The 20,981-nt window shown below is 34.7% G+C and carries 13 protein-coding genes; 8 read left to right on the top strand and 5 right to left on the bottom strand.

Annotation, left to right across the window (positions count from 1 at the left end):
* Positions 1-235 precede the first annotated feature (235 nt).
* Both ABI657_RS08315 and ABI657_RS08310 read right to left on the bottom strand, forming a co-directional pair.
* Complete coding sequence (locus ABI657_RS08315) at positions 236-1,225, bottom strand: hypothetical protein (protein ID WP_348096784.1); 990 nt, start codon at positions 1,223-1,225, stop codon at positions 236-238.
* Between the two features lie 262 nt (positions 1,226-1,487).
* The gene (locus ABI657_RS08310; protein ID WP_348096783.1) at positions 1,488-4,928 is read right to left on the bottom strand and encodes a methylmalonyl-CoA mutase family protein; all 3,441 of its coding nucleotides are present in this window, start codon (positions 4,926-4,928) and stop codon (positions 1,488-1,490) included.
* Between the two features lie 143 nt (positions 4,929-5,071).
* Here ABI657_RS08310 and ABI657_RS08305 point away from each other — a divergent pair, with 143 nt between their 5' ends.
* The 3 genes from ABI657_RS08305 (at position 5,072) to purU (ending at position 7,310) form a co-directional block, all read left to right on the top strand.
* On the top strand, positions 5,072-5,491 hold the full coding sequence (locus ABI657_RS08305; protein ID WP_348096782.1) for a cytochrome c oxidase assembly factor Coa1 family protein: 420 nt from the start codon (positions 5,072-5,074) through the stop codon (positions 5,489-5,491).
* Positions 5,492-5,693: 202 nt separating this feature from the next.
* Complete coding sequence (locus ABI657_RS08300; RefSeq protein WP_348096781.1) at positions 5,694-6,410, top strand: DUF4197 domain-containing protein; 717 nt, start codon at positions 5,694-5,696, stop codon at positions 6,408-6,410.
* A gap of 45 nt (positions 6,411-6,455) precedes the next feature.
* Positions 6,456-7,310 (top strand): formyltetrahydrofolate deformylase, encoded by an 855-nt coding sequence (purU, locus tag ABI657_RS08295; RefSeq protein ID WP_348096780.1) that lies wholly within the window; start codon positions 6,456-6,458, stop codon positions 7,308-7,310.
* Positions 7,311-7,392: 82 nt separating this feature from the next.
* Here purU and ABI657_RS08290 read toward each other — a convergent pair whose 3' ends face one another.
* The gene (locus ABI657_RS08290; protein ID WP_348096779.1) at positions 7,393-10,095 is read right to left on the bottom strand and encodes an SdiA-regulated domain-containing protein; all 2,703 of its coding nucleotides are present in this window, start codon (positions 10,093-10,095) and stop codon (positions 7,393-7,395) included.
* Positions 10,096-10,286: 191 nt separating this feature from the next.
* Positions 10,287-11,456 (bottom strand): proline dehydrogenase family protein, encoded by a 1,170-nt coding sequence (locus tag ABI657_RS08285; RefSeq protein ID WP_348096778.1) that lies wholly within the window; start codon positions 11,454-11,456, stop codon positions 10,287-10,289.
* A gap of 294 nt (positions 11,457-11,750) precedes the next feature.
* Here ABI657_RS08285 and aroB point away from each other — a divergent pair, with 294 nt between their 5' ends.
* The 5 genes from aroB to recQ all read left to right on the top strand — a co-directional run bounded on the left by aroB (position 11,751) and on the right by recQ (position 18,269).
* Entirely contained in the window at positions 11,751-12,818 is a 1,068-nt protein-coding gene (gene aroB / locus ABI657_RS08280) for a 3-dehydroquinate synthase (RefSeq protein ID WP_348096777.1), read from the top strand.
* Between the two features lie 293 nt (positions 12,819-13,111).
* Entirely contained in the window at positions 13,112-14,515 is a 1,404-nt protein-coding gene (locus ABI657_RS08275; RefSeq protein WP_348096776.1) for an arginine decarboxylase, read from the top strand.
* 107 nt (positions 14,516-14,622) lie between these two features.
* Positions 14,623-15,591, top strand: coding sequence for a deoxyhypusine synthase family protein (locus ABI657_RS08270; protein WP_348096775.1), 969 nt, complete (start codon positions 14,623-14,625; stop codon positions 15,589-15,591).
* 7 nt (positions 15,592-15,598) lie between these two features.
* Complete coding sequence (locus ABI657_RS08265) at positions 15,599-16,009, top strand: DNA primase (protein ID WP_348096774.1); 411 nt, start codon at positions 15,599-15,601, stop codon at positions 16,007-16,009.
* 148 nt (positions 16,010-16,157) lie between these two features.
* On the top strand, positions 16,158-18,269 hold the full coding sequence (gene recQ, locus ABI657_RS08260) for a DNA helicase RecQ (RefSeq protein WP_348096773.1): 2,112 nt from the start codon (positions 16,158-16,160) through the stop codon (positions 18,267-18,269).
* A gap of 61 nt (positions 18,270-18,330) precedes the next feature.
* Here recQ and lon read toward each other — a convergent pair whose 3' ends face one another.
* Entirely contained in the window at positions 18,331-20,784 is a 2,454-nt protein-coding gene (gene lon / locus ABI657_RS08255; RefSeq protein WP_348096772.1) for an endopeptidase La, read from the bottom strand.
* Positions 20,785-20,981: the final 197 nt, after the last annotated feature.

The following is a 20,981-nucleotide window of genomic DNA, read 5'->3' as shown; positions in this document are numbered from 1 at the left end:
TAATTGTTTCTGAAATAAAAATAGCAAAATTATATTTGTGTCCACACGGTAGGCTAGCGGGGGAGCTGGTGCGCACGAGCGAGACGCTCACGGCAGCAGAGGAAAGACTGCGGGAAGCGAACAAATCCACCCATAAACTACAAAAAAAGCCCCGTAAATGGGAGCCCTAAAAATATTCTGAAAGCATTTCAATGCAAATAAATATAGTCGAACCAAGAACGTATGTTATGCATCATTACGGCATATACGTCTTCAACTTATCATCAATATAGTATTCCGTCTGCTTTTTCTGGTCACGGACATTAAAATAGAATTTAAGCCCTGCCCTGTTTTCGACGGTAACTTCATCTCCCTGCATCTTCTGTGTGGTATAATTTATCGCTATGATTTCAAGTTTTTTCTGCGGTCTGATGACCCACTGCATCTTCAGCATGTCCAGCACACCACTCAACTCATCATTATACTCCACCGAGTATCCATAATAGTTGATGCGCAGCGAACGCTCTGTATCAATAAAGGAGAAATTGCCTTGCGTACTGCTGTTGCTCCCGCTGATTATATCATTCACCAGCTTCTTTTCCCCATCCATATTGATGAATCCTTCCTCTCCGGCCGAATTCTTGTATTTGAACCAGATGATGTCATTTCCAAGATTCACCATCTCCAAAGCCAAATAGTCAAACCCCAGATTGCTTCCTGTCTCTCCGTCCTCATTTATCACTGCCTTTTTGCCATCTTTTAAGGCAATAGCAAAATTCCTGTTTTTATATTTGAATAGATAAGGGCAGTAGGTATAGATACCCGAATAGGAAAAAATCTTGTTATTAACCACATAAAAGCCTCTTGAGTATCCTTTGCTTATGGGCTCATGATATTCTGAATTGTCATCGAAAATCCTCCACTGTTGCAAATAGACCTTAACTTCTTTTGTCCTGCCGTCAATCTCAAAAAAAGCAGTATTGTCAAAATTCCCCTTAAGGTTAGGTTTGGCAAAATCCAGCTTATGATATTTTGGCTTCAGGACAGCCTTATTGCTTTTTGAATTAAAATATCCGGCACCTTTTCTATTTTCAAAAGGAACCAGATACTGGAAGTCCTCCAGCTTTATCCTGGCAAAATCTTTTTCAATAACCGCCTTAACGCTATCCAAATATTTTTCCTGAGAAAATGCGGTGCTACAAAAAAGAAATCCCAACAGGGACAACAATGGTAATTTTCTGATCATAATTTATTTGCATTAAAATGGCTTTGCTCTTCGAGGAAATTTATAAATCTCATACAGCAGAAAACATACAGGCTCTCTCTTCAGGAGCACTTTTGTGTGCCAAATATAAAACAATATCTTAATTACAGGTCATAATTCTCATTTGTCTGATGCAAATATTTCATCAAATAAATCACTTTAGCCTCTATTCCGTTCTGTCTCTCATAAAAAAACCTCCCAATTATCTTGAGAGGTTTTCAATAAATCTATAAAAAATTAAAATCTACATATTCCTTCTATACTGTCCACCAACTTCAAACAACGCTGAAGTAATCTGACCCAAAGAACAAACCTTTGTAGCTTCCATTAAATGGTCGAATAAGTTTTCGTTTTTAATGGCGGCTTCCTGTAGCTTGTTTAGGTGCTCATTTACTTTTGCTTCGTGAAACTGGTGTAAATTTTCCAGCATTGTAATCTGATATTGTTTTTCTTCTTCGGTGGCGCGAATTACTTCTGCCGGAATTACTGTTGGAGAACCTTTTGAACTCAGGAACGTATTTACACCCACAATTGGGAAATCTCCGTTGTGTTTTAAAGTTTCGTAATACAAACTTTCTTCCTGAATTTTAGAACGTTGGTACATCGTTTCCATTGCGCCTAAAACTCCGCCACGTTCTGTGATTCGGTCGAATTCCTGTAGAACGGCTGCTTCTACCAAATCGGTCAATTCTTCGATGATAAACGAACCCTGAATTGGGTTTTCGTTTTTCGTCAAACCTAATTCTTTATTGATAATCAGCTGGATTGCCATGGCACGACGTACAGATTCTTCGGTTGGTGTTGTAATCGCTTCGTCATAAGCGTTTGTGTGCAATGAATTACAGTTGTCATAAATGGCATACAAAGCCTGCAATGTGGTTCTGATATCGTTAAAATCAATTTCCTGAGCGTGTAACGAACGTCCAGAAGTCTGAATATGATATTTCAGCATTTGCGCTCTTTCGTTGGCTCCATATTTGTTTTTCATGGCTTTCGCCCAAATTTTACGTGCTACACGACCAATAACCGAATATTCAGGATCTACTCCGTTCGAGAAAAAGAACGATAAATTGGGTCCAAAATCGTTAATGCTCATACCGCGGCTTAAGTAATATTCCACATAAGTGAAACCATTTGAAAGCGTGAAAGCCAATTGCGTAATTGGGTTTGCTCCGGCCTCGGCAATATGATATCCTGAAATCGAAACTGAATAAAAATTACGAACGTTTTGGGTAATAAAATATTCCTGAACGTCGCCCATTAATCTCAAAGCAAATTCGGTTGAGAAAATACAAGTGTTTTGCGCCTGATCTTCTTTTAAAATATCAGCCTGAACAGTTCCACGAACTTGCGATAATGTTCTGGCTTTTATTTCATTATAAACTTCCAAAGGCAAAACCTGATCTCCGGTTACACCTAAAAGCATTAATCCTAAGCCATTGTTTCCTTCCGGCAAATCTCCTTGGTATTTGGGACGTTCAGTTCCCTTTTCCTTATATATATTGTTGATTTTTATGTCAACTTCTTTTTCTAAATCATTATCCTTAATATAATACTCACATTGCTGATCGATTGCGGCATTCATAAAAAAGCCCAACAGCATTGGCGCTGGTCCGTTGATGGTCATACTTACAGAAGTTAAAGCATGTACTAAGTCGAAACCTGAATACAGTTTTTTAGCATCATCCAGACAACAAATCGAAACTCCGGCATTCCCGATTTTTCCGTAAATATCAGGTCGAATATCCGGATCGTTTCCATATAAAGTCACACTGTCAAAAGCTGTCGAAAGTCGTTTTGCAGGTAATCCTGCACTCACATAATGAAAACGTTTATTGGTTCTTTCGGGCCCGCCCTCGCCCGCAAACATTCTTGACGGATCTTCGCCTTCACGTTTGAAAGGATACAATCCTGAAGCAAACGGAAATTCACCAGGCACATTTTCCTGTAAATTCCAACGCAAAATATCGCCCCAGGCTTCGTATTTAGGCAAAGCAATTTTCGGAATCTGTAAATGTGATAAACTTTCAGAATGTGTTGCAATCTTGATTTCTTTATCACGGACTTTAAAGCTGTAAACCGGATTTTTATATTTGGCTACTTTTTCATCCCAATTCAGGATAATTTCCCAATTGTACGGATCCAGGTCCATTTTTACTTTATCAAATTGATTGAGTAAAAGATTTAAAAAGATTCTGTTTTCGTCATGTGATTCGATTGCGCTTGTTAAAACGGTCGAATCATCAATTCCTGCTTTATTAATTTGTGGAAGTTTTCCTGAAACCGATTCGATTGTTTTAAATATTCCGTACAATTTCTGAGCTACTTTTTGCTGCGAAAGTGCGCTTTCATCGTAACTTCTGTTGCTTTCTGCAATTTCAGATAAATAGCGGGTTCTGTGTGGCGGAATCACGAAGATTTTCTCGCTCATTTCTTTTGAGATTACAAAAGTCGATTGCAATTCTGAATCTGTTTTTTCGACAATTTTATCCATAATCGCTTTGTATAGCGTATTCATCCCGGGATCGTTAAACTGCGAAGCAATGGTTCCGAAAACCGGCATTTCGTCCGGATTTTTATCCCATAAATTATGATTACGCTGGTATTGTTTTTTTACATCACGAATTGCATCTAATGCACCTCTTTTATCGAATTTATTTAATGCTACTAAATCAGCAAAATCAAGCATGTCAATTTTCTCTAATTGTGTTGCAGCTCCAAATTCGGGTGTCATTACATATAAGGATACATCAGAATGATCCATAATTTCGGTATCAGATTGTCCGATTCCGGAAGTTTCCAGAATAATCAAATCATATTTTGCGGCTTTCAAAACCTGAATCGCTTCGGCAACGTACTTAGACAAAGCCAAATTGGACTGGCGTGTTGCCAGCGAACGCATGTAAACGCGCGGATTATTAATGACATTCATACGGATTCTGTCTCCTAAAAGTGCTCCTCCTGTTTTTCTTTTGGAAGGATCTACAGATATTAATCCAATTGTTTTTTCAGGGAAATCAATTAAAAAACGACGAACCAATTCATCCACCAAAGATGATTTTCCAGCACCGCCAGTTCCTGTAATTCCCAAAACCGGAATTTTAGAATTGGCATTATTTTCATGTATTTTATCAAAAACCGGTTTTGCGATTTCGGGAAAATTTTCTGCAGCCGAAATTAATCGTGCAATTGCGGTTGGAATTTTATTTTCGATATGATCAATTTCTCCGTTTAGTTTATCTCCAATCGGGTAATCAGATTGTTCAACCAAGTCATTAATCATTCCCTGCAAACCCATAGAACGACCATCATCAGGAGCGTAAATTCTGGTAATTCCATAGTCCTGCAATTCTGCAATTTCGCTTGGCAGAATTACGCCTCCGCCTCCGCCAAAAATCTTAATGTGCCCTGCTCCTTTTTCATGAAGCAAATCATACATATATTTAAAGTATTCATTGTGCCCGCCCTGGTAGGATGTCATGGCAATGGCATTGGCATCTTCCTGAATGGCTGTATTCACCACTTCTTCAACACTTCGATCATGACCTAAATGTATAACTTCGACTCCGGTTGACTGGATAATGCGTCGCATAATATTTATGGCAGCATCATGTCCGTCGAAAAGAGATGCGGCTGTAACAATTCTTACTTTATTTTTAGGAATATATGGTATTTGTTGCTCCATTTTATGAATATGATAATTTTAAGGGAGCAATTTACAAATTTTTTTAATATTTGATTACTACTATGGATTTATGTTTTATAAAAAAAATAAGTATTTGAATTTAAAGGAAAATAGTATCTTTCATAAATTAAAAATAAAATATTATGGAAGAAAATTACACTGAAGTTAGAAAAAATTGGTGGGACAGAAACTGGAAATGGTTTGTTCCAACGGGGTGTTTAAGTCTTTTGGTTCTTTTTGGGTTATTTATAGCCGGAATCTTTTTCGGAGTTACCTCTATGATAAAAGAATCCGATGCCTATAAAGGTGCTATGACTGAAGTACAGCATAATAAAGTAGTCATTGAAAAACTAGGAAGCCCTATTGAATCAGACGGAATGACCTCTGGCAGTATTAATGTTAACGGCGAAAAAGGAAACTGTGACATTCAAATTCCTATAAAAGGTTCAAAGGGAACTGGTGTTTTATTTGTTGTTGCTGAAAAGAAAGTTAATTGGAAATACAGTGTAATGTCTGTTTATGTCAACTCGACAAAAGAAGAAATTGATTTACTAAAGAAATAAAGTACTAAATACTTTATGAAACGTAAAATTGTGATTTAGCCCCGATAATAGTGGAAATCCTTTTGTGCCGGGGTTCGGCATAAAAGATTGCAACGAATAGCGGGACAAAAGTTAATTATGAAACAAAATGTTTCTGCTCCTGAAATAAAATTGTGGCTTTGTTTTTGAATAAGTAGTATTTTTGAACTTATAAAATCCCAACATGAAAAAGATTATATTATTGGCCCTTACGTTTTCGCTTGCATCCTGTGCTGAAATGCAGCAAACTTTAAATCAATTTCCTCAAATATCACAGATTCCCGGAGTTGGAGGTGTCGATATTGCTGGCGGATTAAAAGAAGCCCTGAATAAAGGAATTACACAGCAGGTAAGTAAATTGACTTCTGTTGATGGTTTTTACAGAAATGAAGCCGTAAAAATTCTCCTGCCGGCCGAACTGCAAAAAGTAGATGCCACTTTAAGAAAAATTGGACTGAGTTCGCTTGCAGATGAGGGAATAAAAGTATTGAATCGTGCTGCTGAAGATGCGGTAAAAGAAGCTACTCCAATATTTGTTTCGGCGGTTAGAAACATGTCGTTTACAGATGCCAAAAACATTTTGTTAGGAAATGACGTTGCAGCAACCAGCTATTTGCAAAGCAGTACCACTACAGCTTTATACGGTAAATTTAATCCTGTGATAAAAAGTTCTTTTGAAAAAGTAGGTGCTGATGCGGTCTGGACAAAAATTATCACCAAATATAATACGATTCCGTTAGTGAAAAAGGTAAATCCGGATTTGACAGATTATACAACGAATCAGGCTTTGGCAGGCGTTTTTAAAATGATTGCCGTAGAAGAAAAGGAAATTCGTAATAATATCAGCGCAAGAACAACTCCTTTGTTAAAAAGTGTTTTTGCTATGCAGGACGGAAAATAAATTTATCTAATCGTTTAGCGATTATAGATTAACCAATATACTAAAATGCAAAAAATAACCATTCTTATTCACTGCAAAGACCAAAAAGGAATTATTGCGGCTGTGACTACTTTTATCGCTAAAGTTGAAGGAAATATAACCTACATTGACCAACATGTTGATCGCGAGCAAAATGTATTTTTTATGCGATTAGAATGTGAATTATCTAATCACCGCATTACCATTGAAGCCCTTAAATCTGATTTTGACAAGACAATTGCTAGTGATTTTAACATGTCATGGGATTTGTACAATCAGGAACAAAAACCTAAAATGGCATTGTTTGTATCTAAATATGATCATTGCCTTTTTGATATTTTAGGAAGATATAGTGCGGGTGAACTGAATGTTGAAATTCCGGTAATCATTAGTAATCATAACGATTTACGTTCTATTGCAGAACGTTTCGATATTCCGTTTCACTGTGTTCCTTTCACCAAAGACAATAAGGAAGAAGGTGAAGCCAAGCAAATTGAACTGCTAAAAAGATTTCAGATTAATTTTATCGTTTTGGCGCGTTATATGCAAATTATAACTCCTGGTTTGATTTCGCTTTACGAGAATAAAATTATCAATATCCATCACTCCTTTTTACCGGCTTTTCCTGGTGCAAAACCCTATCACTCCGCTTTTAAAAGGGGAGTTAAAATTATTGGAGCCACCAGCCACTACGTGACGGAAGAATTAGATGAAGGCCCAATTATTGAGCAGGATATTGCCCGTGTATCCCATATTCACTCTGTTGATGATTTCATTATGAAAGGCCGTGATTTAGAAAGAATAGTTTTAGCAAGAGCAATAAAATTGCATGCCGAGCGTAAAACAATGGTTTACAGTAATAAAACAGTAGTTTTTTCTTAAGTATTCAATACTATGACACACAATCAAAGAAGCCGTTTCAAATATGAAACGGCTTTTTTTTATATAAAAAGTTTTGGTGTTATTATCTCTTGATCACACGTAATGTTTTTCTATATTCTCCATGAACAACAAGGATATTATAAATTCCTGATGCATAATTGCCTCCTATTTTTTGATTTTTTGCTTCCTCAACATCGCTGAAATCAAAGGCTTCAATTAGCTTTCCGTTCATATCATATATTTTTATAGAAACGGCGTCATTACTAATGGTTGATAAATCCAATTGGAAAGTTGAACTGGAAGGAACAGGATAAGCAATTACCTTAAATGAATCCTCAATATCAGAAGGATTTTCAACACCCAAAGATGGACTTGTCTTGGTGAAAACTCCCGGAGAACCAATCTCATTACTGCTATTTACGGCAATAAATGCTCCATTGGTACCTGCTGCGCTTAATTGTGTAACTGGAGTAGTAATTGTAATAAGTCCGTCAGTATTATCAAATGTTTTAAAAGTACCGGTTGATGAAACTCCAAATAATACAGAAGCTACAGGTGTACTGCTTACTCCATTATATAAATTAACCTGATCGCCACTTCCGCTTAAACCAATACCGCTACCAGTATAGTTTCCAATTTTTAAGCCTGCCGGAGGATTTGCTCCAAACCAGTTATTTAAAAATGCAGTAGTTTTTCCGGCTAAATCATTCGTTTCAATAAAGATTACAGATTCTCCGGGAGCGATAGTTGTAATTCCGTTTAATAATACAGCTGCTGCAGGTGATTGTGAATTGTCATCTACTTTCCAACCTGTGATATCAATCGCTGTGGCTTTAGTATTAGTAACTTCGAACCAATCAGATCCAACTGGGCTGTCACCGCTTGACCAGGGTGCTACTTCAGATATAAATAGTTTTCCTGTAGTTCCCGGAGAACCAATTTGATTCGTATCATTTTTGGCAGCAAAAGCATCATTAACATTTACCTGACTCAATGTAGAAATGGCAGTATTGTTAAGACCTGCCGCATTATTAAAGGTTTTGTTTGTGGTTGCTACTCCAAAACTCACACTAGCTTTAAGGTTTTGGCTGGCATCGTATAAATTTACTTCATCTCCTGATGTACTTAAACCTGCTCCGCTACCTGTATAACTTCCAACTTGCAAATTAGCCGGAACATTACTGCCAAACCAAGCCGATTTAAAATTTGTAATAACAGTTGCGTTATTAGAAGCGGTTGTTTCAAGGAAAATTACAGATTCACCCGGAGCAATACTTGTAATTCCGTTTAATGTTAAAGCAACAGCAAATGATTTAGAACTGTCGTCGAATTTCCATCCTGTAATATCAAGAGCAGTATTTCCGTTATTGGTCACTTCAAACCAATCTGCTCCCACCAAACTATTACTGCTTGACCACGGTGCTACTTCTGAAATACTTATTGTGGCAGCCTGAATAGTTTCAACTACTACATCTGTAACAGCTAATGTAAAATTAACAGAAGCATCAGGAGTAGATCCAACAGCTGCATCATCTACATTTATAGTGATATTGTAGCTTGTTTTAGTTTCATAATCCAATACAGTTCCAGCTTTGATATATAAAGCTGCACCTTTGATTTCAAAAACATTGGAATCTGTTCCGGATATTGAAAGGTTATTTGTTCCTAATCCATCATCAGTAACAAGAATATCTGAAATTTTAACTGCAGAAGTTGTATTTGAGTTTTCTAAAACAGAATTTGTTGTGTTTGTTAAAGCAACATTTATCGGTGCCTGATTTGGTATAGCTGAAGGAGCATAAACCCAAAGTTGCGGATGATCAATATCACCTCCGCCATTTTCATTCACAATATATAAATTACCATCGCGATCCATAGTAAGTCCTTCATGTTGTTGTGAAGGAGCATCCAAAGGATTTCCCAGATCTGCTACAATTGTTAAGGTACTTAAAATAGTGCCGTTTCGGTCAACATTTACCACTTTGGCATTCTCCTGACTTAATACCAATAAATTATTGTATAAAGGCTGTCCGTTCAATGCAGGCAAATTAGATAAAGCAAAAACATCAGCAACATCTGAAAATCCTAACAAAGCAGGATCAAAAATATTAACTGAATTATCTGTAGTTGCTGAACCATTTGTAGCTGTTCCGGCATTAAAATCGATTCCTGTCTGGAAAATTCCCATTGGAGAAATTTCTTTTAAAACAATATAACCACCTGTTAAAGGATCATACGAAAGTCCTTCTGTACCTGTATTATTTACAAAAGTCCCTAATTTTACAGTTTTAGTATTTGCTCTGGTAAGTGTCGTTCCGGCAGCATACGTAAATAAAACCACTTGCCTGTCGCGCTCTTCAGTCATTACAAACTGACCATTACCAATATAGGTAATTCCTTCAGAGTCATAAAAGTCGGTTCCTTGCGGGCTGCTTCCCTGAGCCAGTGTCATCGTATCAATAAATTGCCCTGTTAGTGAAACCTGAGTAACAGAGGTAGTTCCGTCTCCTACAATAAAAAGTGTATTTGTATCCCAGTTGTAAGTTACTCCGGAAGCTTCCTGAGCTAATAAATTATTAGTTGGATGTGCTGTTCTTGTTGGTTCAGGTAAATCGTATCGACCAACTCTAACATAAGTAGAAAGATCTATAGTTTGAGCAATACTATTTTGGCTAAATCCCAATAGTGTCGCAATCGAAAATAATCCGATTCTTAGCGTGGGAATTAGTCCTGAATTAAAAGTGGTTAAAAAGTTTTTTGATTTTAATAGTAAATATTTTGTCATAGAATAGCAAATTTTAAATTTGGTACAAATGTATTTAACTGCTAAAATTCACATTTAATGGAATAGTTACTTTATGATTAACTCTCTGTATGTTATTCTTTAAATTAATGTTATGAAATAGCTACGTTAAAAAATAAGCGCAAAAAAACCGCCTCATGTTGTGAGACGGTTTCGTAATTATTTTGTAATTTTTATTTTCCTTTTCTTCTTTTGCGTTCTGCCTTGATCATTGACAATTCTCGACTGGTCTGTCCGGCAACAGAAGTATTTTCTTCAGCACGGCGAATCAGGTACGGCATAACATCTTTAACAGGTCCGAAAGGCAAATATTTAGCGACATTATACCCATTTTCTGCTAAATTGTAACTGATGTTGTCGCTCATTCCGTATAATTGTCCGAACCAAATTCTGTTATCATTTTTGGCAATTCCTTTTTGTTCCATTAGTTCCATCAGTTTGTAAGAACTCAATTCATTGTGAGTTCCTGCAAAAATTGACATAGTTTCCAAATGCTCTAACATATAAAATACAGCTGCATCATAATTTTCATCTGTAGCTTCTTTAGAAACACAAATTGGCGAAACATAATTTTTCTCTTCAGCTCTTTTGTTTTCTTTTTCCATGTAGGCACCACGAACTAATTTCATTCCGATAAAAAAGCCTTCATTTTTGGCAACTTCATGCAATTTTTTCAAATAATCCAAACGATCCCAGCGGTACATTTGTAAGGTATTGAAAACAATAGCTTTTTGTTTATTATACTTACGCATCATTTCGGTAACCAAATCATCGGCTGCGTCCTGCATCCAGCTTTCTTCGCCATCAATTAATAATGCTACGTCTTTTTTGTGAGCTTCACTGCAAACCTGATCAAAACGGGCTACTACTCTATTCCATTCTTCTTGCTCTGAAGGAGTTAAAACTTGTTTTTCTCCTAATTTTTCGTATAATTCAAAACGTCCCAAACCTGTTGGTTTAAAAACTGCAAATGGAATCGCTAAACGTTCTTTGGCAAATTCTATCGTTTTTAAAGTCATTTCCAAAGCTGCGTCAAACTGCTCTTCTTCTTCTTTTCCTTCCACAGAATAATCCAAAACGGATGAAACACCTTTGGTAAACATTTTATCGACAACTGTAATACAATCATCTTCGTTTACACCACCACAAAAATGGTCAAAAACGGTTGCACGGATTAACCCTTCAACTGGAAGATTTGCTTTTAGGGCGAAATTAGTAACAGCAGTTCCTATCCGTACCAAAGGCTGGCTGTCGATCATCTTAAAAAGAAAATAAGCTCTGTCAAGTTCCGTATCACTTTTTAACGAAAATGCAACCTGAGTGTTATCGAATATTTTTTCCATTAAATTTATTTTTTGGGCAAAGATAAAGAGTGTTTTGAATATTATTTAACAAAAGAAGGATATTTTTAAAAATTCATAACATCATGTATCAAAATTAATTTAGTGAATTCCCAGTGAAAAATATTAAAAGAGCAAATTTAAAACTTAAAGAAGAGTTGGATTACTTAAAAGCTGATTAACGAAATTTATTTTTACCGATTATAAAAACTCATTTTTAAAACAAATTAGAATCCTGATTTGAATATTATTTAGTTAAAAATGCCTTATTTTGCCGATTCAATTAACCGAAAAATTATGCAATCTATTCAAGCCAATAATTATTTAGTACATTTTAACCAAAATGCATACGAGGCTTTAAACAATCATTTAAAAGAAAACAAATACTCCAACATATTTATTATTGTTGATGACAAAACAAATCAATATTGTTTGCCTAAATTTTTACCTTTATTAGAAACTGATTTAACCATAGAAATTATAGAATTCGAATCGGGTGAAGCTAATAAAAACATTGAAACCTGCATCCAAATATGGAATGTGCTTACAGAATTAGGAGCTGACAGAAAATCGTTGGTCATCAATCTGGGCGGTGGCGTTGTCACTGATTTAGGAGGGTTTGTGGCTTCTACATTTAAAAGAGGTGTTGACTTCATTCATATTCCAACTACTTTATTATCTATGGTAGATGCTTCCGTTGGAGGAAAAACAGGTGTTGACTTAGGAAATCTTAAAAATCAGATTGGTGTGATTAATGTACCGCAAATGGTTTTGATTGATACACAATATCTGGAAACTTTACCTCAAAGTGAAATGCGTTCCGGTCTTGCTGAAATGCTGAAACATGGTTTAATTTATGATGCTTCCTATTGGAGAAAGTTTTTAAATTTACAATCTATTGATTATGCCGATTTTGATGAATTGATTTACCGTTCTGTTGAAATTAAAAACGAAATTGTAATTCAGGATCCAACTGAGAAAAACATCCGTAAAGCGTTAAATTTCGGACACACTTTAGGTCACGCTATCGAAAGTTACTTTTTGGAAAGTGAGAGTAAAACAACATTATTACATGGTGAGGCGATTGCTATTGGAATGATTTTGGAAAGTTATATTTCATTACATAAAAACTTAATTACTGCAGAAGAATATGCTGAAATTAAATCGGCTATTAAAGGCATTTATGATGATGTAAAAGTTGACGAAAATGATATACAACCGATACTTGAATTACTCGTTCACGACAAGAAAAATGAGTACGGTTTAATTCAATTTGCATTGATTGAAGGCATCGGAAAAATAAAAATTAATCAATTAGTTGAAAATAAACTCATTCTGGATGCGTTTGAGGATTATAAATCTTAAACTTTTTTAATAAAAAGCATTGCTTTTGGTATATAATATTTTTTACATTTGCCCAGATGAAAACAAACAATAAACAAAGACATTTTAGTTCTTATAGAAATCGTCTCAATAGTTCTTTATTAAGAATGTTGAACCGTTTTTATTACAGTAAAAGTCCGTTTTGTTTTGATGTTTTTTTATGTTCAAAGGCAGAAAATGAAAAACTGGAAATTGTATTTGCCAATATTAGGGTTTGAATTAAGGTTTAGCAACGTATACTAAATTAAAAAATCACTCTCTAAATATTTTACTTAATGAATACAAAATATTCTGACCTAATTAATCAAACATATTATTTTCCACAGGAGGAATTTAAATTAAATAAGGAGAACTTACAATTTCACAATATAGATTTGATGAAATTGGTTGAACAATATGGTACACCATTAAAATTCACTTACTTACCACAGATTTCTGAAAACATCAACAAGGCAAAGGCATGGTTCAGAAAATCGATGGAAAAAAACAAATACGAAGCAAAGTACTATTATTGTTATTGCACAAAAAGCTCCCATTTTGAATACATTATGAATGAGGCTTTCAAAAACAACATTCACGTTGAAACATCTTCAGCTTTTGACATAAATATTGTGGAAAATTTACTTGAAAACGGTAAAATCAACAAAAGTACTTATGTAATTTGTAATGGTTTTAAGAGAGATGAATATATTAGTAACATTGCACGATTAATCAATAACGGACATAAAAATACTATTCCCATTATTGATAATTATGAAGAATTAGATTTGCTTCAGGCTGAAATTAAAGGGAAATTCAAAATTGGAATTCGTATTGCTGCGGAAGAGGAACCTAAGTTTGAATTTTATACGTCAAGATTAGGTATTGGATATAAAAATATAGTTTCGTTCTATAAAAAACAAATTCAGGAAAATGAAAAATTAGAGCTTAAAATGCTTCACTTTTTTATCAATACCGGAATAAATGATACCGCATACTATTGGAATGAATTGGTAAAGTGTATTAAAGTATATATTGCACTTAAAAAGGAATGCCCAACCCTTGATGGACTGAACATTGGAGGCGGTTTCCCGATTAAAAACTCATTGGCATTCGAATATGATTACCAATACATGATTGATGAAATTATTAATCAGATTAAAATTGCCTGTGATGAAGCCGAAGTTGATGTTCCAAACATATTTACAGAATTTGGATCCTTCACAGTAGGGGAAAGTGGTGGTGCCATTTACCAGATTTTATATCAAAAACAACAAAACGACAGAGAAAAATGGAATATGATTGACTCCTCTTTCATTACCACTTTGCCGGATACATGGGCGATAAACAAACGTTTTATCATGCTGGCGGTGAATCGCTGGAATGATACTTATGAACGGGTTTTATTAGGAGGATTAACTTGCGATAGTGACGACTACTACAATTCAGAACAAAATATGAACGCCATTTATTTGCCTAAATACAACAAGGAGAAACCATTATATATTGGTTTTTTTAATACTGGCGCGTATCAGGAAACTATAGGAGGGTACGGAGGTTTACATCACTGCTTAATTCCACAGCCAAAACATATTTTGATTGATCGTGATGAAAACGGAATTCTGGCAACCGAGGTTTTTTCTGAACAGCAAACTTCTGATGACGTATTGAAAATTTTGGGATACACAAAAAAAGTATAAAAAAAACCGCAAATTAAAAAACTAGATATTTATAAAATCATTAATTTGCAGTAACAACAAAGAGGTAAAACTTTTAATTCAAAAAAAATAAAAAACAAAAACAAAAAATGAAAGGACCAATCAGTCAGTTTATTGAAAAACACTATTTACATTTTAATTCTGCCTCTTTAGTTGACGCGGCAAAAGCATATGAACAGCAATTAGCAAATGGTGCTAAAATGATGGTAAGTATGGCTGGCGCAATGAGTACTGCAGAAATTGGAAAAATTTTTGCTGAAATAATCAGACAGGATAAAGTACAAATTATTTCATGTACGGGTGCAAATCTTGAAGAAGATATCATGAATTTAGTTGCACATTCTCATTATGAGAGAGTACCAAACTATCGTGATTTAACTCCGGAAGATGAATGGGCTTTGCTTGAAAGAGGATTAAATCGTGTTACTGATACCTGTATTCCTGAACATGAAGCATTTCGTCGTTTACAAAAGCACATTTACAAAATCTGGAAAGATGCTGATGATAAAGGAGAGCGCTATTTTCCACATGAATTCATGTATAAAATGTTATTATCTGGTGTTTTAGAAGAATATTACGAAATTGACTTAAAAGACAGTTGGATGTATGCAGCTGCTGAGAAAAATTTGCCTATTATTGTACCGGGATGGGAAGACAGTACCATGGGTAATATTTTTGCATCTTACGTCATTAAAGGTGAATTGAAGGCCTCTACCATGAAATCAGGAATTGAATATATGGTTTTCCTTGCAGATTGGTATCCAAAAAACAGCTCTAACGGAATTGGGTTTTTCCAAATTGGCGGAGGTATTGCTGGAGATTTTCCTATCTGTGTTGTACCAATGCTGTATCAGGATATGGAAATGCATGATATCCCGTTTTGGAGTTATTTCTGCCAGATTTCTGATTCAACAACCAGTTATGGATCGTATTCCGGAGCTGTTCCTAACGAAAAAATTACATGGGGTAAATTAGATATAAAAACTCCAAAATTTATAATTGAGTCGGATGCTACAATTGTTGCTCCGTTAATTTTTGCCTATTTATTAGATTTATAGATTATTTATGAAAAGAGTTATAGTAGACTACGCTAAACTTACCCACGAAATTTTAAACCTTTTGGTTGAAAAATTTCCTGATGGTTATGATGACTCGGATGTTATCCGTTTTAGAAATGCTAAAAACGAACTAATAGAAGCTGTTGAAGTTAAAACTGAGGACACTATTTATTTAGTCAAAATTAGTACCAAACTTGCTGACAGAATTGAAAATTACGATGAAGATGATGATATCGATGTTGATGTTGATGTAATTGAACCCGTAAAAGGCCTTGATCTTGATGATGATGATATTGAAGACGATGATGATGAAGACGAAAATCTTGACAAACCAGATGTTGACGGCGGAGATGATGATGACGATGAAGATAAAAATGATATTATAGACGAAGACGATGATGAAGACGATGAAGATTAATTAATCTTTTTAAATACACAAAAGGAACTCTACTCGGGTTCCTTTTTTTGTTGATGATAAAATAAAATTCAGTTTTAAATTTATTTAATATAAGAAAAATAGTATATTTAAAAATTCTTATATACCATAGAAATTAATTATCAGCCAAATGAACTCAGAAATACTACATACCAAATTAAAGGAAAATTTTGGTTTTGAAAAATTCAGGCCTAATCAGGAAACAATAATAAATACTATTTTTTCAGGTCAGGATACGCTTGCTATTATGCCAACTGGTGGAGGAAAATCTATTTGTTTTCAGTTGCCGGCATTGCTTCTTCCAGGAATTACTATTGTTATTTCACCACTAATTGCCTTGATGAAAGATCAGGTAGACAGCTTAAAAGCCAACGGAATTTCTGCCTGCTATATCAATAGCAGTCAATCCAGTGAAGAGCAGCAATTTTATATTGATAATTTAAAGTCGAATACTTTTAAACTCGTTTACATTGCACCCGAAAGTTTATCCTATCTTGATGTTGTGTTTAATGAATTAACAATCAGCCTGATTGCAATTGATGAAGCACATTGTATTTCTTCATGGGGACATGATTTTCGTCCGGCATATACCAATTTAGGATATCTAAAAAACCGCTTCCCTTCTACTCCAATTCTTGCCTTAACCGCTACAGCAGATAAAGCAACACGTACCGATATTACAAAACAACTAAATCTAAAGAATTCTAAAACTTTTATTTCTTCTTTCGACAGAAAAAACCTGAGCCTGGAAGTCCGTCCTGCTCTTGATCGTGTAAAACAAATCGTTGATTTTATTGAAAATAAACCAAATGAATCCGGCATAATTTATTGTTTAAGCAGAAAAACCACTGAAGAACTGGCGCAAAAATTACAAAAAAGCGGAATCATTGCAAAAGCGTATCACGCAGGATTAGAAAACAAAATCCGTGCGAAAACGCAGGATGAATTTATAAATGACGATTGTCAGGTAGTCTGCGCTACTATTGCTTTCGGAATGGGAATCGATAAATCAAATGTGCGTTGGGTTATCCATTATAACTTACCAAAAAACATTGAAGGCTATTATCAGGAAATTGGTCGTGCCGGACGTGATGGACTTCCAGCGGAAACTGTTTTATTTGAAAGTTATGCCGATGTAATCCAACTTCAGAAATTTGCTTCTGAAGGATTGAACTCTGATGTGCAGCTGGCAAAATTAGACAGAATGAAACAATATGCAGATGCTTTAAGCTGTCGAAGAAAAATTCTTCTTTCGTATTTTGGTGAGTTGGTAACAGAAAATTGTGGTAATTGTGATATTTGCAAGAAACCGCCGGTATTTTTTGACGGGACAATTTTGGCACAAAAAGCATTATCAGCCATTACCCGTTTGCAGGAATCTGAACCTTTGGCTGTAATTGTTGATTTTTTAAGAGGCTCAAAAAACGCTCATATTTACGAAAAAAATTATCAGGAATTGAAAACGTATGGAATCGGAGCTGACATTTCGTGGTACGATTGGAATCAATATCTTATTCAGCTGATTAATTTAGGATATTGCGAAATCGCTTTTCATCAGCATAACAAAATTTTATTAACTTCTTTTGCCAAAAAAGTATTGTTTGAAGGAGAAAAAGTAAAATTAACAACAGTCATTAAAAAAGTAATTGATAAAAACGAAATCAAAGAAGCAAAAGTTAAGTCAGCTACAAACTCTCTTTTTCAAACGCTTAGAAAATTACGATACGATATTGCAAAAGAAGACGAAGTTCCCGCATACGTTATTTTTAGTGATGCTGCTTTAAGACAAATGGAAACTTTACTACCAATTACCAATGAAGAATTTCTGGCAATAGATGGTGTTGGAAAAACAAAACTGGAAAAATATGGTTCTGAATTTATTAATGCTATTATTAAATTTCAGAAAAGTAAAACTTCCAATACTAAAATAAAAAAAGAAAGCGCTACTTATAAAACAACTTTGGAATTGTTTGAAAGTGGAATTTCACTTGAAGAAATTGCGATAAAAAGAAAGTTAGGACTTTCAACCATTATTTCACATCTGGCAAAATTATATTTGGATGGAATCGATATTGATGTCAGTCAGTTTATTTCTGATGAAGAAGTTACTTTATTACAAAAAGCCCAGATAGAACTTGAAAACCCAAACGCTTTAAAACCTTATTTTGATCATTTTGAAGAAAAAATGGGATATGATAAAATTCGGTTTGGCCTTGCTATACTTGAAAAGCAGAAACTATAAGTAAATAAAAAATCCAAATTCTAAACTCTAGAATTTGGATTTTTTTATTTAAAAGTTGATTTTATTTCAATGTTTTTGCATTTTTAGCATTCTGATCAGTTAAAGCTAAAGTTAAAACTTCGCTCATTTCTTTTACATAATGAAAAGTCAAACCTTCCAAATATTCAGCTTTAATTTCATCAATATCACTTTTGTTTTCGTGGCATAAAATGATTTCTTTAATATTAGCTCTTTTGGCTGCAAGGATTTTCTCTTTAATTCCGCCAACAGGCAATACTTTTCCACGAAGCGTGATTTCACCCGTCATTGCTAGACTTTTCTTTACTTTCTTTTGCGTTAACAAGGAAACTAAAGATGTCAACATTGCAATACCGGCACTTGGTCCGTCTTTTGGTGTTGCTCCTTCCGGAACGTGCAGGTGAATGTTGTATTTTTGAAATAAAGAAACATCTAATGCCAGTTTTTTTGCATTTGCTTTAATGTATTCTAAAGCAATTGTAGCAGACTCTTTCATTACGGTTCCTAAGTTTCCGGTAATCGTCATAGCACCTTTTCCTTCAGAAATTAAGGATTCTATAAACAAAATATCACCTCCAACACTTGTCCATGCTAAACCAGTTACAACTCCGGCAACATCGTTATTTTCATATTTATCACGCTCTAATCGTGGTACGCCTAAAACGGTAACAATATCTTCATCCGTGACCTTTTTATTGTATTCTTCTTCCATTGCTACAGATTTTGCAGCATTACGAATTACCTGGGCAATTTTAGTTTCTAAGTTACGAACGCCAGATTCACGAGTATACCCTTCAACAATTTTTTCTAATTGTTTTTTTCCAATTGTTAAATCTTTGCTTGTTAATCCGTGTGCTTCCAATTGTTTTGGAAAAAGATGTCTTTTGGCAATTTCTACTTTTTCTTCAATAGTGTAACCAGACATTTTAATAACTTCCATTCTGTCACGCAATGCAGGCTGAATGGTACCCATATTATTAGAAGTGGCAATAAACATCACTTTAGATAAATCATAACCCATTTCAAGGAAATTATCATAGAAGGCATTGTTTTGTTCCGGGTCTAAAACTTCTAACAAAGCTGAAGAGGGGTCGCCACTGTTTCCACTTGATAGTTTATCAATTTCATCTAATATAAAAACAGGGTTTGAAGTTCCGGCTTTTTTTAAACTTTGAATAATTCGGCCCGGCATTGCACCAATATATGTTTTTCTATGTCCGCGAATTTCGGCTTCGTCGCGTAAACCTCCTAACGAAATACGAACATACTCACGACCAAGAGCTTCGGCAACAGAACGTCCAATTGAAGTTTTACCCACTCCCGGAGGACCTGTTAAACAAATAATTGGCGATTTCATATCATTACGAAGTTTCAATACGGCCAAATGTTCGATCATTCTTTTCTTCACTTCTTCAAGTCCAAAATGATCTTTATCTAATATTTTTTGAGCATTTTTCAAATCAAATTTATCTTTAGAAAATTCACCCCACGGCAACTCTAAAAATAACTCTAAATAATTCCTTTGAATTCCAAAATCAGGGGATTGTGGATTCATCCTGCGCATTTTAGATAATTCTTTTTCGAAATGTTTCTGGGTTTTTTCATCCCATTTTTTGGTTTTTGCTTTCTGTCCCATCTCGTCCATTTCTTCTTCCTGCGAAACCCCTCCCAATTCTTCCTGAATGGTTTTCATTTGCTGATGAAGAAAATATTCACGTTGTTGCTGGTCTAAATCAAAACGAACTTTTGACTGAATGTCATTCTTCAATTCTAATTTTTGAAGTTCAACATTCATATAGCGCAAAGTCTCGAGAGCCCTTTCTTTCAATCCGCTTATCGATAACAAACCTTGTTTTTCTTTTACCGATAAATTCATATTAGAAGAAACAAAATTGATTAAAAACGACTGGCTTTCAATGTTTTTAATCGCAAAAGTAGCTTCTGATGGAATGTTTGGACTTTCCTTAATTATTTGAATGGCCAATTCTTTTACAGAATCTAAAATAGCAGTGAACTCAGTATCAGTTTCATCAGGACGTTCTTCAGAAACTTCTTTAACAGTAGCAGTAATATAGGGCTCTTCCGAAACAACCTGGTCAATTTCAAAACGTTTTTTTCCTTGTAAAATAACGGTAACATTTCCATCAGGCATTTTTAAAACACGTAGAATTCGGGCTACAGTTCCTATTGTATGGATATCATCTTTTGACGGATCTTCATCTTCTTCGTTAATTTGAGAAACTACTCCGATGATTTTCCCACCAGCATTTGCGTCGTTGATTAATTTTATTGATTTGTCTCTTCCTGCAGAAATAGGAATAACAACACCCGGAAATAAAACAGTATTACGTAAAGGTAAAATTGGTAAAGAAAAAGGGAGTTCTTCATTGTTCATCTCTTCTTCGTCTTCGGGAGTTAATAGGGGAATTAATTCTGCTTCGGAATCAAATTCCTGAAGTGACAGATTGTCAATAGTAAGTATTTTATGGTTTGACATAGTAATATATAAGTCGTTTTGTCATTAAAAGGTTTATTCTAATTTCAAATACTAAATACGAAACCTGTATTTTAAATAAAATGAGGTTATAAATTGTCTTTGAAAGTCAGGCCATAAAAATAGACAATCATTATGCCAAAAACAAAGACATTCCTTTTGAATTTTTATTTTAAAAAGCACATTTTATAAGTATGGCG

This window comes from Flavobacterium sp., from assembly GCF_039930565.1.
Taxonomy (GTDB): domain Bacteria; phylum Bacteroidota; class Bacteroidia; order Flavobacteriales; family Flavobacteriaceae; genus Flavobacterium.
This window is presented reverse-complemented; position numbering and strand designations above follow the sequence as displayed.

Coding starts and splice junctions, on each gene's coding strand:
- ABI657_RS08315 (WP_348096784.1), bottom strand. CDS start 1,225: ATGATCAGAAAATTACCATTGTTGTCCCTGTTGGGATTTCTTTTTTGT.
- ABI657_RS08310 (WP_348096783.1), bottom strand. CDS start 4,928: ATGGAGCAACAAATACCATATATTCCTAAAAATAAAGTAAGAATTGTT.
- ABI657_RS08305 (WP_348096782.1), top strand. CDS start 5,072: ATGGAAGAAAATTACACTGAAGTTAGAAAAAATTGGTGGGACAGAAAC.
- ABI657_RS08300 (WP_348096781.1), top strand. CDS start 5,694: ATGAAAAAGATTATATTATTGGCCCTTACGTTTTCGCTTGCATCCTGT.
- purU (WP_348096780.1), top strand. CDS start 6,456: ATGCAAAAAATAACCATTCTTATTCACTGCAAAGACCAAAAAGGAATT.
- ABI657_RS08290 (WP_348096779.1), bottom strand. CDS start 10,095: ATGACAAAATATTTACTATTAAAATCAAAAAACTTTTTAACCACTTTT.
- ABI657_RS08285 (WP_348096778.1), bottom strand. CDS start 11,456: ATGGAAAAAATATTCGATAACACTCAGGTTGCATTTTCGTTAAAAAGT.
- aroB (WP_348096777.1), top strand. CDS start 11,751: ATGCAATCTATTCAAGCCAATAATTATTTAGTACATTTTAACCAAAAT.
- ABI657_RS08275 (WP_348096776.1), top strand. CDS start 13,112: ATGAATACAAAATATTCTGACCTAATTAATCAAACATATTATTTTCCA.
- ABI657_RS08270 (WP_348096775.1), top strand. CDS start 14,623: ATGAAAGGACCAATCAGTCAGTTTATTGAAAAACACTATTTACATTTT.
- ABI657_RS08265 (WP_348096774.1), top strand. CDS start 15,599: ATGAAAAGAGTTATAGTAGACTACGCTAAACTTACCCACGAAATTTTA.
- recQ (WP_348096773.1), top strand. CDS start 16,158: ATGAACTCAGAAATACTACATACCAAATTAAAGGAAAATTTTGGTTTT.
- lon (WP_348096772.1), bottom strand. CDS start 20,784: ATGTCAAACCATAAAATACTTACTATTGACAATCTGTCACTTCAGGAA.